Genomic DNA, 15,269 nt, shown 5'->3' on the forward strand with positions numbered 1-15,269 from the left:
CGCTTTCGGCAAGCACGAGCCCGAAGAATTCCAGGAGTTTCCATGCACGCTTTCACCGTAGTCATCGCCGCCGGCGAACGCAGCATCGAGGCGGTTCTCGCCGCCGAAGCGCTGCGCCGCGCCGCCCGCCAGCGCGGGCTCGAGCTGATGATCGAGGTCCGCAGCGACCAGGGCGTGACCGGCGCGCTGTCTGCCTCGAACGCCGCCGCCGCGACGCGCCTGCTGCTGGTGGGTGACGGTGAGGCGGACATCGCGCGCTTCGCCAATGCCGAAGTCGCGCATGCCAGCCTGGGCGAGGTACTGGACGACCCGGTTGCGGCGCTCGCACCGCTCGCTGCCACACTGCCGAGCAACGCCGGCACGAATGCGGGCAAGCGCATCGTCGCCGTCACCTCCTGCCCCACCGGCATCGCCCACACCTTCATGGCGGCGGAGGGCCTGCAACAGGCCGCCAAGGCGTTGGGCCATGCAATCCGGGTCGAAACCCAGGGCTCGGTCGGCGCGCAGGACGCGTTGAGTGACGAGGAAATCGCTGCCTCCGACCTCGTCCTGATCGCCGCAGACCGCGAAGTCGATCTGTCGCGCTTCGCCGGCAAGCGCCTGTTCAAGAGTGGCACCAAGCCGGCGATCAACGATGGCCAGAACCTGATCCGCAAGGCGCTGGCCGAGGCCGGCGTGCAGGCAGGTAGCGCGACTCCGGGCCGCACGGCCGAAAAAGCCAGGGCCACCGGCCCCTACAAGCACCTGATGACCGGCGTGTCGTTCATGCTGCCGTTCGTCACTGCCGGTGGCTTGCTGATCGCACTGGCGTTCGCACTCGGCGGCATCTATGCCTTCGATGACGCGCACAAGGGCACGCTGGCGTGGTCGCTGTTCCAGATCGGCGCCAAGTCCGGCTTCATGTTGATGGTGCCGGCGCTCGCCGGTTACATCGCCTACTCCATCGCCGACCGGCCCGGCATTGCGCCCGGCATGATCGGCGGACTGGTAGCAGTGAACATGGATGCTGGCTTCATCGGCGGCATCCTGGCTGGATTCATCGCCGGTTATGGCGTGCACTGGATCAACCGTGCGCTGCGCCTGCCGCGCAGCCTGGAAGGGCTCAAGCCGGTGCTGATCCTGCCAGTGCTGGGCACACTGCTGGTCGGCCTGTTGATGATGTACGTGATCGGTACGCCGGTCGCCGGGCTGCTGGCGTGGCTGACCGACTGGCTGCGCAGCATGCAGGGCAGCAGCGCGATCCTGCTTGGCCTGCTGCTGGGCGGAATGATGGCGGTGGACATGGGCGGGCCGGTCAACAAAGCGTCCTACGCATTCTCTACCGCATTGATTTCCAGCCAGGTCTACACGCCGATGGCGGCGACGATGATCGGCGGCATGACGCCGCCGCTGGGTATCGCACTGGCGACATGGCTGTTCAGCAATCGCTTCACCGCGGAAGAGCGAGGCACGGCCGGCGCCGCCAGCGTGCTTGGCCTCAGTTTCGTGACCGAAGGCGCGATCCCCTACGCCGCGCGTGACCCGCTGCGCACCATTCCCGCGCTGGTTCTGGGTTCCGCGGTGGCGGGTGCGATCTCGATGGCTGCCGGCGTCGAGCTGAAGGTCCCGCACGGTGGTGTGTTCGTGCTGCCGATCCCGAATGCGGTCACTCATCTCGGCATCTACCTGCTGGCATTGCTGGCTGGCGTGGCCGTCACCGCAGTCGCGCTGCGCATCCTCAAGAAGCCGGTGACGGCGGCGACCTGATCCCCCCTGCCCTCACGGTCCTTTCGCGGCCCCTGCGCGCGCAGGGGCTCAGCGACCTACGCCCTGCACACGGAGCCCCGCCCATGACCTCCCCTTCCCGCCGCCTGCTGCCGACAGCGATCCTGCTGGCCCTGCCATCACTGGCCGCAGCCGCCGACGCGCGCGACGTCTTCACCCCCAAGCTCGCCTACACCGGCGAAGCGGCCGCCACGCTCGATGGCGGCAAGCGCAGCGGCACGGCCTATGCCGGCCAGCTGATGTTCGGTGCCGACGTGGACCTGGACGCCGCGTTTGGCTGGAGGGGTGCGACGATCAAGGCGTACGGCATCAACCGCCACGGCACCAATCTCGCCAACAGCAGCACGGGCAACAGCACCTCGGTGCAGGAAATCTACGGTGGCCAGGGCACCCGCCTGGCCAACCTGACGCTGGAGCAGAAACTGCTCGACGACCGGCTGGTGCTGGAAGCCGGGCGCAGCGTCGCCAACATCCATCATCTTGGTTCGGAGCTGTGCCAGTACTTCCAGGGCAACTCGGCCTGCGGCAACCCGACCTATGTGTTCCGCACCAGCAGTTTCACATGGTGGCCGGTATCGAGCTGGATGGCCGATGCCACGGCCTGGGTGACGCCGGATGTCTACGTGCGCGTCGGCGCCTACCAGGTCGACCCGAGCCAGGCCGAGGACGGCCAGCACGGCCTGAAATGGAGCACGAACCAGGCCACCGGGTGGATCGTGCCGTACACGATCGGCTGGCGCAGCCCGGCATCGGCGCGCTTGAAGGCCCGCTATGAACTGGGTGGCTGGCAGGACAACTCGACCTATCGCGACCCGCTGCGCGATGCCAATGGCATTCCCGCGCTGCTCAGTGGCCAGGAGTACGCAAGACGTCACGGTCGCTCCGGCGCGTTCGCCCGCTTCGAACAGCAGCTCACCAGTGATGGTGCCGGCCGTGGCCTGACCCTGTTCGGTGCGGCGCTCAAGGGCGCCTCCGGCCAGTTGATCGAGGATCACTTCCTGCAGGCCGGGCTTGTGCAGAAAGGCACGTTCGCCAGCCGGCCGCAGGACAGCATCGCTTTTGTCGTGACCCAGCAGAAGTACAGCAGCATTGCACTGGAAAACCTGCGCCTTGCCCGTGCCGCAGCGGGTGGCAGCGGTACCCCGCACGGGAGCCAGGTGATGATGGAGCTGAGCTATGGCATCCAGGTCACCCCGCAGCTTCGGGTCGCGCCGAACCTGCACTACATCGTGCATCCGGACCAGTTCAACGAACCCGCACGCCAGCGGGACCTGCCGAACGCGTTGATCGCGGGCATGCGGGTCGACTGGAACCTGTAGGAAATGTCAGGTGGTCCTGGGGCGCGGCCCGTGTCAGGCACCGGGTCCACGGCCGGTCCGGGCGGCCTGCCGACCGCCCGGCACCCGGGTGATCGCCTGCCCTGGCCGGGGTTTCAGGTGCTGTCCGCCGTCCACGCCAGTTCGAATGTCAACGCGAGGCGCTGGCCGGGCTCCAGCCGGTGCGGTGCCAGGGTGTAGCCATCTGGCGGGCCGCTCTGCGGCTCGACACAGGTGGCATGCTGCGCAGCGTCGTAGACCACCCAGTGGTCGTGGTCCGACCTCAGCCGCAGGCGCTGGCCTTCGCGTAGCAGGGTGATGTCACTTTCGGCGATGAAGCAGTCGTCCCATGGGCCGTGGGCAGGAGATACACAGGGCAGCGTGGCAATGCCTTCCCTGTCCCGCGGATACATCGAGCGAGGACTGAACAGCAGTCGTTCCGGCTTCCGGAACCAGGGGTGCCAGCCCAGCACTGCCGGCATCGCCTGCCCACCCGCCTGGACTGAGAGGCGCAGCTGCAGGCTGTGAGGGTGCAGGCTCACTTCCTGGAGGGCGACGCCACCGAAGGGCCAGTACCTGTCGCGTGGCAGCGCCAGCGACAGCGTGGCCGTGGCCGTCTCCATGCGCTCGACCTGCCAGGGCCGCGTGAAGCCCACGCCATGGATGGCATGCCCGTCGAAGTTGAGCGGCAGCCGATGCGGCCTGCCGTCAAAACGGAACTGTCCACGGCGGATGCGCCCGGCCCACGGCACCATCGGGTAGCAGCCCCACGCGATCGCCGCCGTGCCCGCCTGCTGCGCATCCACCAGCCAATCCACACCCCGGTAACGCAGGTGCGCCACGCGCCCGCCCGCCCCTGCGGCGAGCGCAACCTCCAGTTCGCCGCATCTGAGCCAGTGCAGCTCACCGGCCGGCAGCGGGGCCAGCGCATCATCCACCGGCAGCATGCGCTCAGGCCCCATAGGGATTGATCGTGCGGATGCTTCCGTCCGGCTCCATGTGCAGCGGCGTGCACTTGGCCGAGCGCAGGTGGGTGATGCCGCCAGACATCAGTGCATCGTGATAGAACAGGTACCACTGTCCGTCGAACTGGCAGATGGAGTGGTGGGTGGTCCAACCGACCACGGGGGTGAGGATCACGCCAGCATAGGTGAACGGTCCATACGGGCTGTCGCCGATGGCGTAGCACAGCTGGTGGGTGTTGCCAGTGGAGTACGACAGGTAATAGCGACCCTGGTACCTGTGCAGCCACGGACCTTCGAAGAAGCGGCGCGCATGGTCGTCCGCGCGCAGCGGCTGGCCATGCTCATCCAGGATCTCCACTTCGCGGGTGGCTTCGGCCAGCTCGGTCATGCCGGCATCCAGGCGGCCCACGCGCGGGCCCAGGGCCGGTGCGCTGCCGTCGGGCTCCTGGTGGGCCTCGCTGTACTGGTTGTCACGATACTTCTGCAGCTGCCCGCCCCATATGCCGCCGAAGTACAGGTAGTGGCTGCCATCGTCGTCTTCGAACACGGCCGGGTCGATCGAGTACGCACCCTTGATCGGCTCCGGCTGGGGCACGAACGGACCCTCCGGCCGCGCACCGATCGCCACGCCGATGCGGAACCGGCCCTCGGCATCCTTGGCCGGGAAGTAGAGGTAGTAGCGGCCATCACGGCAGGCGGCATCGGGGGCCCACATCTGTTTCCGGGCCCAGGGCACGTCGCGCACATGCAACGCCATGCCGCAATCGACGGCCGTGCCGTCGGGCGTATCCATCTTCAGCACATGATAATCCTGCATGCCGAAGTGGCCACCTTCGTCGTCGAATGGCTGGCCGCCGTCGATGTCGTGCGACGGATAGATGTACAGGCGCCCCTCGAAAACATGCGCCGAAGGGTCGGCGGTATAGATGTGGGTCACCAGCGGTTGCGAAATGGCGTGCGCGGTTAGCTGCGCAAGACGGGCTTCGCTGGCCTGGCCGTCTTCGCCGGCAGAGAGGTCGATCATGGTCGTCATCTTGGAGTTACGCGGAGGCGTCGGCGGAACGGCGACGCAGGTGGAGGTCCTGCTCGATGCGGGTTTCGGTGCGCTTGTCGATCCTGTAGAGGACCAGCAGCGCCACGGCGAGCAGGAAAGGAAGTGAGCAGTAGACGCTTACGGTCAGGCGGATGCCCTGCACCACGGCCTCAGGCTGCTGCGCCAGGCCGGCCTGGTAGCCGTAGTGGGCAAGGATCGCGGCGACCAGCGCGCCGCCCACGCTGAGGCCGATCTTCAGCCCGCACAGCATCGCCGAGAAGATGATCGCGGTTGCCCGCCGATGGTTCTTCCACTCCGAGTAGTCCGCGACGTCGGCAATCATCGCCCACAGCAACGGGATGGTGATGCCATAGCAGAAGCCATGCAGCATGAACGCTGCGAACGCCACCGCCACCGCCGTGGGAGGGAACAGGTAGAAGGCCAGCAGGAACAGGGTCGAGACAAACAGGGCGCCACCGAAGACGTCGCGCTTGCCGAAGCGGTCCGCCAGCCGTCGCGATGCGCCGATACCCAGGATCATGCAAAGGATGCCGCACGCGTTGAACAGGCTGAACGCCGAGGTGGCCGCGTCTTTCGGCCAGGTGAACGCCGCGAAGCCGGCGCTGGCCAGCGCAGCATTCAACGCGCTGACCAGGCCGTTGAACCCCGAATTTTCAAGGAAGCCGGCCAGCGCCGCTTCACTCATGTAGTACTGGAAGTAATAGATGTAGGTACCGCCCTTCAATGCCAGGTTGATGAACACCAGCACGGTCAGGGCCAGCATCACCTGCCACGGGCGGTTGTGCAGCAGGTCCGACAGGTCCTGCACTATGCCGCCGGTCTGTTCGCGCGTCGGCACGATGCGTTCGCGGGTGGTGGCGAACGTGATCAGGAAGAACGCCGTGCCGATGATGGCGAATGCGGTCATGACCTGCTCGAAGCCGCGCACCCGGTCGCCGTCACCCAGGATCAGCACCAGCGGCATCAGCAGCACCTGGATGATGAACTGCGCGATCATCACGGCCACGAAGCGGTAGGCCGAAAGGCTGTTGCGCTGGGCCATGCTGCCGGTCAGCACGCCGCTCAGCGCCGAGTACGGCAGGTTGTTCGCGGCGTACACGCAGACCAGCAGCGCGTAGGTGGCCAGTGCATAGATCACCTTTCCGCGCTCGCCCAGGTCCGGGGTGCTGAACGCCAGCAGCGACAGTACGCCAAAGGGAATGGCCGTCCACAGGATCCACGGGCGGAAGCGGCCCCAGCGGGTGGATGTTCGGTCAGCCGCGATGCCGATCAACGGCGTGAACACGAACGCACCCAGCAGGCCGACCACAAAGATGATCGTGGCCGCGGTCGCAGCTGGCAGGCGGTAGACGTCGGTGTAGAAGAACGCCAGGTAGGTGATCAGGGTCTGGAAGATCAGGTTGGCAGCGAGATCGCCCAGGCTGTAGCCGAGCTTCTCGCGTACCGATAGCGCGTGTTCAGTGCTTGCCATGCAGCGGACGTCCTGGAAAAGGAATCTGGTCGAAGGGGAATCGATGTCGCCCGGGGCGATCAGTCATGCGTGGGCACCACCGTGAATCTGCCCTGCGCACGTATATCGGCACTGGACGCCCCCACCCTGACCTCGTAGGCACCGGGCTTCACCGCATACCCAGCGCGGGCTTGGTCATAGTGGCGCAGGGCCTGCGCTGCCTGCAGGGTAAACGTCACCGTGCGGCGTTCGCCCGGGGCCAGATGGACCCGCTGGAAGCCCCGCAATTCATGCACGGCATCGCCGCTGCCGGCGTGTTCGCGCCGCACGTACAGCTGCACCACTTCGTCACCGCTGCGCGTGCCCGCGTTGGTCACATCCACCGACGCGGCCACGCGACCATCGGCGCCGATGGTGTCCGCATCGAGGCGGAGCGTTCCATAATCGAAGCGCGTGTACGACAGCCCGTGACCAAACGGGTACAGCGGCGTGCCACGGAAGTAGCGGTAGGTACGGCCCTCCATGGCGTAGTCGTCGAATGCCGGCATCGCTTCGCCGGCCTTGTAGAAGGTGACCGGCAAACGGCCGGCGGGATTGACGTCGCCGAACAGCGCCTGGCCGACGGCGGTGCCGCCGCGCTGCCCGGGGTACCAGCTCATCAGGATCGCCGGCAGATGCGCCTGCGCCCAGTCCACGGCGATGGCCGAGCCGCCGGTGAGTACCATCACCACCGGCTTGCCGGTAGCGTGCAGGGCCTCCAGCAGGGTGCGCTGCGGCGCGGGCAACCGCAGGTCGGTGCGGTCGCCACCGGCAAAGCCCGGATAGTTGACCGTCATCTCCTCGCCTTCGACATCGCCGGTAAGGCCACCGACGAACACCACCACGTCGGCCTCGCGTGCGGCATCGAGCGCTTCATCGAACGGCGCCTTGGCGCCGGGCATGCGCCAGCCCAGGCGCACGCCGGCATCGCGCTGGTCGTCGTAGTACTCCAGCGTCAGCGCGTAGGCACGCCCCGCCTGCAGGTCGAGTTCGACACCTTCGGCATGCAGGCGATCTGTGTTTACCCAGTGATCGATCACACGCTTGCCGTCCAGGTACAGGCGGTAGCCATCATCGCCGGCCACCTCCAGCCGGTAGCGACCGGACACGGGGGGCAGCAGTTGGCCGCTCCAGCGGATGCTGAAGCGGTCGTTGGGAATCCCCTGCCCCGGTGCCGCTTCGCCGCGTGCCAGCAGGTTGTCGGTCGGCGAGCCGCGGTCCCAGCGGAAGCCGATCTGCGCGTCGGTACGCACCAGGGCCGGCGTACCGGACAGGTCGGGCGTGCGGAAGTACTCGCCACGCAGGCCACGCTCGGGCGAGTCCGCCGAGGGCCGCAGGAAGGTCGGCTCGATCAGCGGCGTGGCGCCGGGATCGTCGCGCCCTTCCACCAGGTCCACGCCGCGGGCATAACGCACTTCAACGCCCTTGGCCGCCTCGCGTATGCCCTGCAGGACGGTGACCGGCGCCGCCGGTGTGCCGAAGTAGTTGCCGAGCAGTGCCATGGTGTCGTCGGCGGTGGGTCCGACCACGGCAATGCGCTTGGTGTCGCGCGACAGCGGCAGGATGCCGTCGTTCTTCAGCAGCACCAGCGACGCCTGCGCGGCCCTGAGGGCCAGCGCATCATGGGCCGGGGCCTGGTTCACCGGGGCCGGAATGCGCGCCCAGCCCACCCGCTCCGGCGGATCGAACATGCCCAGGCGCATCCGTGCGGTGAACAGGTGGGTCACCGCATCATCGATCTCCGCTTCGCTGATCAGGCCCTGACGCACGGCCTCGGGCAGCGTGGCGTACTCCTGGCCGCATTCCAGCTCGGTGCCGTTCCTGACCGCCAGCGCCGCGGCGGCTTCGCGCGTGGCGACGATATGGTGGTGCTTCCAGATATCGACGATGGCCCAGCAGTCCGAGACCACGTAGCCCTTGAAGCCCCAGTCGCGTCGAAGCACATCGCGCAGCAGGAAACGGCTGGCACTGGCGGACTCGCCGTACACGCGGTTGTAGGCGCCCATGACCGCATCCACTTCGCCCTCCTTCACCAGCGCCTCGAACGCCGGCAGGTAGGTGTCATACAGGTCGCGCCGGCTGGGCCGTGCATCGAAGTGATGGCGGTCGGCCTCCGGTCCGCTGTGCACGGCCAGATGCTTGGCGGTGGCGTCCAGCTTGCGGTAGACCGGGTCGTCGCCCTGCAGGCCGCGCACGAAGGCAACGCCCATGCGGGCGGTGAGGTAGGGATCCTCGCCGTAGGTTTCCTGCCCGCGCCCCCAGCGCGGGTCGCGGAAGATGTTGACGTTGGGCGACCAGAAGGTCAGGCCCTGGTAACGGCCATGCGCGCCTTCGCGGAGGAACTGGTGGTGCTTCGCGCGGGCCTCGTCGCTGATGGTCGTGGCCACCTGCCCCATCAACGGAACATCGAAGGTCGCGGCCAGGCCGATTGCCTGCGGAAACACCGTGGCCTGCCCTGCCCGTGCAACGCCATGCAACCCCTCATTCCACCAGTCGTAGGCGGGCACACCCAGCCGTTCGATTGCCGGCGCGGCATTCTGCATCTGCGCGGCCTTTTCTTCCAGGGTCATCTGCGCGACGAGTGCGGCGGCCCGTTGCTCGAAGCTTGCCGAGAGATCCAGCCAGGGCCGTGGCGCGGCCGCGGATGCGGCGGCCGCCACGCAGGTCAGGACGAACAGGGTGGCCTGGCCACGCCACGTATGGCGACGGGCCCTGGATGAAATCGACAGTCTCATTTGCTTCTCCCGGTGCGCTCGTCGCGCGCGAAGGGACCCAGCAGTGCGCCCACGAAGCCGCCTGCCCGGTCCGTACTCAGAACGGTGCCGTCCACGTCGCCCGCGAGCAGCTGCCAGCCCTGCCCGTCGCCGGTGTCGAATGAGAACGCGTAGTCGCCCTCGTTGCCGGCAATCTTCAGGCGCAGTGCTGCAGACGCCGGCACGGCATGGCTGGCCAGCGTCCGCGTGCTGCCACCACCGTCACGCGCTTCGAGGAAGAGCGAGAGGCGCCCCCCACCAAGGTCACGAACGCCGAGGAAGTACCAGTACGCCTCGCTCTGGAACGCCGCCAGACCGGCGGCGACACCGGGGGCGGGCGGGGTCATCGCGGTGCTCGCCTCGAAGCGCAGATGCTGCTGGCGTCGGCCGAGAAATGCCGGATTGCGCAACGTGTCCAGATTCTCGGCAAGCGGGTGCACGGCCAGCATGCCGGGGCGCTTGTGCAGGTCTGCCCAGGCATGCCTGGGCACGCGCACGCGCAGCCACTGGCGATCGAGCGCTGGGCCATCAAAATTGTCGCGCGCTACAAAATTTCCGGTCGACGGGGCCTGCGATGCCTCGCCCTGCATCCATGACGGCGCCTTGGCCACGTAGGGAATGGCCTGGTCGGGCGGCAGGATCTGCGGCCAGCCATCCTGCCAGCGCACCGGCAACAGGTAGGTCTCGCGCCCGGTGTTGTAGTGGCGCTTCTGATAGTTGCGGCTGGCCAGGAACACCGCCCACCACGAGCCATCCGGGCCTTCGACCAGGTCGGCGTGGCCGGCATTGGTGATCGGAAGCGGACGGTCGTCCGGCAGTTCGCGCTGGGTCAGGATCGGATTGCCCGCATAGGGAACGTAGGGCCCCCACACCGCGCGGCTGCGCAGCACCACCTGCGAGTGCTGCGGCCCGGTACCTCCTTCAGCGTCGGACAGGTAATACCAGCCCTCCCGCTTGTAGATGTGCGGTCCCTCGATCCAGATCGGATTCTTCGCCGGCTCCACGCCTCCATCAACCAGCACCCGGCGGGGCCCGACCGGCTTGGACGCCGCCAGGTCGATCTGCTGCATCCAGATGGCGCGGTGGCCGTCGTAGCGCGGCGGACCGGGAGGTACATCGTTGTTGATCAGGTACACCTTGCCGTCGTCGTCAAAAAACAGTGATGGATCGATGCCATCGATGCCGGGCAGCCAGTGCGGATCGGACCACGGCCCGGCCGGGTCGCGCGCGGTGGCGATGAAGTTGCCACCGCTGTCGGTGGCGGTGGTGACGACGTAGAAGGTGCCGTCATGGTATTCGATGGTGGGCGCGAAGATGCCGCGCGAGACGCTCAGCCCGTCGAAATCCAGCTGCGTGGGGCGGTCAATCACATTGCCGATCTGCTTCCAGTGCACCAGGTCGGCACTTTCAAACACCGGAATGCCCGGGAAGTAGGTGAAGCTGGAATTGACCAGATAGAACCGGCCGTTCGCGCGCACGATGCTGGGATCGGCATGGAAGCCGGCCAGGACGGGATTGCGGTAGTGGCCGGCCGGCAGCGGCACTTCAAACGCCTGGTCATCGCCGCGGTACTCGAACCAGTCGAAGTACACCGGCGGAGCGTCCGGCGGCGCGCTGGCCCGGGTGGCAGCGGCCGACAGCAGGAACAACGCCCCTAGCAGGCGGCGCGCCATCGATCTCAGGCCGGCCCTGTCGCGCGCCAGAGGGGACTTCGTGGACAGCGTCATCATCGTCGGGCCTCGGCTTCGGCAATGGGAAGTTCGAACGGGCCGGCCGGTGCCCCGCTGCGATCGCGCAGCGTGCACACCGGGCCATCGGCCCAGCAGTAGCGGACGTGCGTTGCGTGCGTCGACCGCGGGCCGCGCAGCAGGATCCGGCGCCGATCCAGTTCCGCGTGGCCGTAGTCGCAGTGGCCGGTATCACCCCTGGTCTCGCACAGTTCAAAGCCAATCGGTCGCAGCGCACCGGTTGCGGTGAGCGCGCCTTCGACATCCTCGAACGCGATGGCCACGCCCGCGGGTGTCCGCACGGCCGTGACCGCCCGCGGACCTGACGGTGCCAGATCCTGCTCGCCGTACACCACGTGGCGGGCCACGCGCGCCAGGCGGCGCCCGAGCTCCTGCTTGTTCGGCGGGTGGATGTCGTAGGCGTCACCGATGTCGATGGCAATGGCGAGCCCGCTCCGCGCATCCTCGGCGGCGACGCGCCGCTGCGCCTCGCGCACCTGCGCCCAACCGCTGTCGGCGGGCGCGACCGGCGGCTGGCCATAGCTGGCCAGCTGCACGAGCAGCAGTGGCGTGCGTGCACCGAACTGTCGCCGCCAATCGTCGCGCAGCGCACGCAACCGCGCCGCGTATGCCGCGCCATCACCGGTGTTCGATTCACCCTGGTACCACAGCATGCCGCGCAGCCCGAAACCGCCGAGCGGTGCGATCATTCCGTTGTACAGCGTCGACAGCCCGGTGGCGGCCTGCCAGGGGGCAAATGGCGGCGCCTGTTGGCCCGGCGCCACCCGGTACTTCCACGGACCCTGCAGTGCCACCCGCTTACCGTCGTCGAACTGCAGGCCGTATGCCGTGGCGGGGCCGACCAGGCCGCCTTCGCCGTAGGTGTCCAGCACGTTGACCGCAATGACGTTGGATCCTGCCTTCAGCAGGCCACGTGGCAACGGGTAGCGCCTCTCGCCGGCGCCGTACTGGCTGCCGACGGCGACCCCGTTCACCCAGGTCACGTCCACCTCGTCGGCCGATGCCAGCTCCAGGGTCGCGCCGCGTGCAGCCTGTTCAGCGCTCAGCATCACCTGCGTGCGATACCAGACCATGCCGTTGTAGCCGGCAAGCGCGGGCTCGTTCCAACGCTCCCATGCGCCCAGTGTGGCCGGTGCGCACGACCATCCTCGGTCATCGGCATCCGCGCGCCATGGGGCGTCGCCGGGCAGCGTGCCCTCGCGTGTGGCCCACCAGTGCTGCCAGTAGCGGCCCCAGGCTGCGCGTGCCTCCAGCGGATCACGCGCAGAGCGCGCGAGGATATCGAGGGCCTCATCCAGGCCGCCCTGCCCGCGCAGTGCACCAACGCTGGTCCAGGCCTCGATCCCCGAGCCACCCCACGCCGCCTCGATCAGCCCCATCGGCACGTCGACCGTGCGCTGCAGTTCGCGCGCGAAGTAGAAGCAGGTGGCGGAGAAATCGCGCACCGCATCAGGCGTTGCCGATGTCCAGGCAGTGCTGTCGTTGAAGGTCTCCTGTGCCTGCGCGGCGGCGTGCTGCGGCACGGTGAACAGCCGGATCCGTGGCATCGTGGCTGCGGCAATCTCGCTGGCTGCGTTGAGCGAGCGCCACACCGGCAGTTCCATGTTCGACTGGCCCGAGCACAGCCACACGTCGCCGACCAGCACGTCGCGCACCATCTCCCGACGTGTCCCGGCGTTTACCTCCAGCGTATGCGGACCGCCCGCGGCCACCGGGGGGAGCGTCGCCTTCCAGCCGCCTGCGGCGTCCGCCCGAGTGCTTACCGCCTGCCCGGCAAACGTCACGGAAACCGGCTGCCCAGGGCCTGCGTGACCCCAGACCGCAATGGGCCGGTCACGCTGCAGGACGGCGTGATCCCTGAACAGGGGATGCAGCAGTCCCGTCGTTTCCCGCGCCGCGGCCGGCATCGCCACCACTGCCGCAACCATCATCAACAGCGCATACCCGACCGCTCCGAACCTGCTCATCGCCCATCCCCCGGTGCGAACGGAAACTGCAACGCCTGGTAGTACGACAATGGCTGCGGCGGTGGCCGTTCGCCGACGGGCAGCGGCCGTCCACTGAGTGACTGGAAGTACGCCACGCTGGCGTCACGCCACCATTGCGCTTCGTCGTGCTGGATCTGCAGGAACGCAGCAACGTGCCGATGCCGCTGCGGATCGATCCGGTCGCGCAGGCCGGCCCAGGTCGCCTGCATCGACTGCACCTGGCGCACACCCCGCGAGTAGCGCCCGACCAGTTCGTCCCACAGCGTCCTGCCCGAGCGCATGCGGCGGTCCCACGGCACATGATGGAACCACAGCAGCAGCGACTCGGGCACCCGCGCCGGATCGCCATAAACCCCGGCAACCGGCGGGAAGTACTGCCCCACGGCGTTGCTTCCGCTTGCACTGCGGTCAAAACCGATGCCGTTACGGTCTGCACGGTGGTAGTAGACCGACGTCCAGTCCGCACGCGGACCGCCGTCCACCCAGGGGCCGGGGCCGTAGTGATGGCCGCGTGCCATCAGGTGGTGCAGGCCCAGCGGCGTCATGTAATCCACTGCCGCCTCGCGCGAGTCCATCATCATCCGCACGATCGGGCCGGTCACCTGCGGGTCGGGCGAGAAGGTCAGCGCGGCCCAGTCCTCGGCAATGCCGCGCGCGGACTGCTGCGGATTCCACGCCAGTCGCCCGAACGCGTACCAGTTGGCCTGGTCGAAGTGCGAGCCACTCCAGGTGCGGTCCACGCCGATGTTGGCGACGCCGGCGATACCGGTCAGTGCGTGGCCCTCCAGCGAACCATCGATCACACGGGCAACCGTGGAGCCCTCGCCGCGGGCATGGGTGTCGGCCTGCAGCACTTCCTCGTAGAGCGTTCCCAGGTAGACCAGGTGCGTCGCGAAACCCAGGTATTCCTTGGTGATCTGCAGTTCCATCATCAGCGGCGTGCGTGGCATCGCGCCGAACAGCGGATGGAACGGCTCGCGCGGCTGGAAGTCGATGGGGCCGTTCTTCACCTGCACGATCACGTTGGGGCGGAAGGCACCGTCCAGCCCGACAAACTCGCTGTACGCCTGCTTGGCGCGATCTTCGGGAACCTCGTGCGAATACACGAAGGCCCGCCACATCACCACGCCGTTGTAGGGTGCCAGCGCGTCGGCCAGCAGGTTGGCGCCGTCGGCATGGGAACGACCGTAATCCTGCGGGCCGGGTTGCCCCTCCGAGTTCGCCTTGACCAGGAAGCCGCCGAAATCCGGAATGCGCGCATGGATCTCATCGACCTTGTCGCGCCACCAGCGCCGCACGCCGGGATCCAACGGGTCAGCCGTCGCCAGGCCGCCGAGCTCGATGGGCGCACTGAAGCGTGCGCTCAGGTAGACCCGGATGCCATAGGGGCGGAACAGGTCGGCCAGCGCGGCGGCCTTGGCCAGATAGGCCGGCGACAGGCTCAGCGCACTGGCGTTGACGTTGTTGAGGACGGTGCCGTTGATGCCGATCGAAGCATTGGCACGGGCGTAGTCGGTGTAGCGCGGGTCACGCCATTGCGGCAACGTCTGCCAGTCCCACAGCGAACTGCCCGCGTAGCCACGCTCGACGTAGCGGTCCAGGTTGTCCCAATGGTCGAGCACACGCAGTGCGACCCGCGGCGACTCCCGCACGTCCAGCCCCCGCAGCGGCATGCCACGCTGCAACAGGCGCAGCAGGTGGAACGTGCCATACAGCACGCCGACATCCCGGCGTGCCGCCACCAGCAGCACATCGCGCCCCTCGGTCCGGACCCGCCGGATCAGGAAGCCCTCGTCGCCCAGCGTGGCAACCTCGTTGCCGAACGCGGCGACCAGCGCCGAAGACTGCGGCGTACCCAGCACCAGGGCATGGTCAGTACTGATTGCCGTTCGCATTGGCGGCGCCGCTCCCAGCAATCCAGGGAGGCTGCGCGCAAGCTCGTCGCGGGTGGCGCGCTGCATCGGGGTGCCATCCGGGGCCACCACTTCGGCCAGCTGCCGCCGGTAGTCGGCAGCGACCGTTGTGGCAACCGGCTGGTAGCGCATCCATAGCCTGTAGCCATCCTCCGCCCGTGCACCGCCAGCACAGGCCAGCAGTGCGAGCACGGCGCACAGGCGCGTGCCGACAGCACGCAACAACGGCGTTAACATGCGCCTTTGTAGACTACGTCCGGGCCCGGGGCAGCGCATCAT

General features: G+C 67.9%; 9 protein-coding genes. 2 read left to right on the top strand and 7 right to left on the bottom strand.

Features of this window, described 5'->3' with window-relative positions; translation table 11 throughout:
- Window positions 1-42: 42 nt before the first annotated feature.
- Window positions 43-1,746 (top strand): fructose-specific PTS transporter subunit EIIC, encoded by a 1,704-nt coding sequence (locus JLDANKMP_RS12245; RefSeq protein WP_212561229.1) that lies wholly within the window; start codon window positions 43-45, stop codon window positions 1,744-1,746.
- A gap of 83 nt (window positions 1,747-1,829) precedes the next feature.
- On the top strand, window positions 1,830-3,083 hold the full coding sequence (locus tag JLDANKMP_RS12250; protein ID WP_212561230.1) for a carbohydrate porin: 1,254 nt from the start codon (window positions 1,830-1,832) through the stop codon (window positions 3,081-3,083).
- Between the two features lie 113 nt (window positions 3,084-3,196).
- Here the strand turns inward: JLDANKMP_RS12250 and JLDANKMP_RS12255 are convergent, their stop codons facing one another.
- From JLDANKMP_RS12255 to JLDANKMP_RS12285, 7 genes are read right to left on the bottom strand one after another with little or no spacing between them, the layout of a single operon-like run.
- Entirely contained in the window at window positions 3,197-4,042 is an 846-nt protein-coding gene (locus JLDANKMP_RS12255; protein WP_212561231.1) for an aldose epimerase, read from the bottom strand.
- Window positions 4,032-5,069, bottom strand: coding sequence for a glycoside hydrolase family 43 protein (locus JLDANKMP_RS12260; RefSeq protein ID WP_212561232.1), 1,038 nt, complete (start codon window positions 5,067-5,069; stop codon window positions 4,032-4,034). The genes JLDANKMP_RS12255 and JLDANKMP_RS12260 overlap by 11 nt, the downstream gene beginning before the upstream one ends.
- Window positions 5,070-5,085: 16 nt before the next feature.
- Complete coding sequence (locus tag JLDANKMP_RS12265; RefSeq protein WP_212561233.1) at window positions 5,086-6,570, bottom strand: MFS transporter; 1,485 nt, start codon at window positions 6,568-6,570, stop codon at window positions 5,086-5,088.
- Between the two features lie 59 nt (window positions 6,571-6,629).
- Window positions 6,630-9,323, bottom strand: a complete 2,694-nt coding sequence (locus tag JLDANKMP_RS12270; protein ID WP_249336902.1) for a glycoside hydrolase family 3 protein — start codon at window positions 9,321-9,323, stop codon at window positions 6,630-6,632.
- The gene (locus JLDANKMP_RS12275) at window positions 9,320-11,014 is read right to left on the bottom strand and encodes a glycoside hydrolase family 43 protein (protein WP_212561234.1); all 1,695 of its coding nucleotides are present in this window, start codon (window positions 11,012-11,014) and stop codon (window positions 9,320-9,322) included. Before JLDANKMP_RS12275 ends, JLDANKMP_RS12270 begins: the two co-directional genes overlap by 4 nt.
- Before the next feature lie 53 nt (window positions 11,015-11,067).
- Window positions 11,068-13,020 carry a sialate O-acetylesterase gene (locus JLDANKMP_RS12280; RefSeq protein WP_212561419.1) on the bottom strand — a complete coding sequence of 651 codons (1,953 nt, stop codon included), beginning with the start codon at window positions 13,018-13,020 and terminating at the stop codon, window positions 11,068-11,070.
- 32 nt (window positions 13,021-13,052) lie between these two features.
- Complete coding sequence (locus JLDANKMP_RS12285; protein ID WP_212561235.1) at window positions 13,053-15,227, bottom strand: alpha-glucuronidase family glycosyl hydrolase; 2,175 nt, start codon at window positions 15,225-15,227, stop codon at window positions 13,053-13,055.
- Window positions 15,228-15,269: the final 42 nt, after the last annotated feature.

It is taken from the genome of Stenotrophomonas sp. PE591, from assembly GCF_018320795.1.
GTDB classification, from domain to species: domain Bacteria; phylum Pseudomonadota; class Gammaproteobacteria; order Xanthomonadales; family Xanthomonadaceae; genus Stenotrophomonas; species Stenotrophomonas maltophilia.

Excerpts from the sequence above, each read along its gene's own strand:
- JLDANKMP_RS12245 (WP_212561229.1), top strand. The coding sequence starts at position 43 with ATGCACGCTTTCACCGTAGTCATCGCCGCCGGCGAACGCAGCATCGAG.
- JLDANKMP_RS12250 (WP_212561230.1), top strand. The coding sequence starts at position 1,830 with ATGACCTCCCCTTCCCGCCGCCTGCTGCCGACAGCGATCCTGCTGGCC.
- JLDANKMP_RS12255 (WP_212561231.1), bottom strand. The coding sequence starts at position 4,042 with ATGGGGCCTGAGCGCATGCTGCCGGTGGATGATGCGCTGGCCCCGCTG.
- JLDANKMP_RS12260 (WP_212561232.1), bottom strand. The coding sequence starts at position 5,069 with ATGATCGACCTCTCTGCCGGCGAAGACGGCCAGGCCAGCGAAGCCCGT.
- JLDANKMP_RS12265 (WP_212561233.1), bottom strand. The coding sequence starts at position 6,570 with ATGGCAAGCACTGAACACGCGCTATCGGTACGCGAGAAGCTCGGCTAC.
- JLDANKMP_RS12270 (WP_249336902.1), bottom strand. The coding sequence starts at position 9,323 with ATGAGACTGTCGATTTCATCCAGGGCCCGTCGCCATACGTGGCGTGGC.
- JLDANKMP_RS12275 (WP_212561234.1), bottom strand. The coding sequence starts at position 11,014 with ATGGCGCGCCGCCTGCTAGGGGCGTTGTTCCTGCTGTCGGCCGCTGCC.
- JLDANKMP_RS12280 (WP_212561419.1), bottom strand. The coding sequence starts at position 13,020 with ATGATGGTTGCGGCAGTGGTGGCGATGCCGGCCGCGGCGCGGGAAACG.
- JLDANKMP_RS12285 (WP_212561235.1), bottom strand. The coding sequence starts at position 15,227 with ATGTTAACGCCGTTGTTGCGTGCTGTCGGCACGCGCCTGTGCGCCGTG.